General features: G+C 47.9%; 1 protein-coding gene. It reads right to left on the bottom strand.

Features of this window, described 5'->3' with window-relative positions; all coding sequences use genetic code 11:
- Positions 1-487, bottom strand: a 487-nt coding sequence (locus tag CIK04_RS22760; protein ID WP_128824655.1) for a YjaG family protein, incomplete at its 3' end; no start/stop codon positions are given.
- Positions 488-895: the final 408 nt, after the last annotated feature.

The raw sequence follows: 895 nt of genomic DNA, 5'->3' as shown, positions 1-895 counted from the left end.
GGAAAATCGCCCACTGCACATCCCATTCAGCACAAACCGCTTCGTTCGCTTTCTGGTTTTCATTGGTGATCGCGTCACTGCCTTGAGCTTGCTCTAAATCCACCACTGTTTGCACCGATTGCTGACTGATCTTAATCATCGAGTCGAACAGATAGTCGCGATCAAGCAAACCGTGCAGTAAGGTGGAGAGAGATKKGCACGCATCCATGGCAGGATAAACCGCATAAAGATCGAACTCTTCCGCGCTAGGGAAGAGCTCTTCCAACTTCTCAAGTTGACGCTCAAAATTCACCTTAGCGTTTTTCACCGTGAGAATTTCCCATACACTGTCTAAAATGTTGCGATAACCTCTTGGTTCCGCGAAACCAGTGCTATCACAAAACATGGCGTAGTTTGGGTACATACGTTCACACAAACACGTCATGAAGGTTATTTGTTGCCAAGGTTCCAGTTTTTCTAAACGGACCTGTAGGGGATTCTGTAGCATAATCACTCAATCATTGCGGAAAAAGACAGCAGGAAGTGTACTTGATTCGCCACAGGGAAAAAGATTAATGCATCAGTCAAACACAAGATTTTCATTGTTACCGAAGACAACGAGACCTATCGCCAACTGCTTGCTGATCACGCGTTACCTGATTTAGCGCTCACTGAGGACATCGAGCAAGCCAATATCATCCTCGCGGCGCCACCTCACATTGCACCTACGCTTGCTCTGATGTGCCACCAAGTCTCCGAATGGCTACGAATCGACTTACGCTGGCGTGAACGCGCTCATGCAACCTGAGTTACGACGAGATTACAAGCTAACCAATGTCCGTGGGATTTTTGGCCCCTTGATCGCGGAATACGTCATCGGCTACGCCATTCAACACTATCGCCACTTTGCCCGCTA

Source organism: Vibrio sp. 03_296, from assembly GCF_002265885.1.
This window is presented reverse-complemented; position numbering and strand designations above follow the sequence as displayed.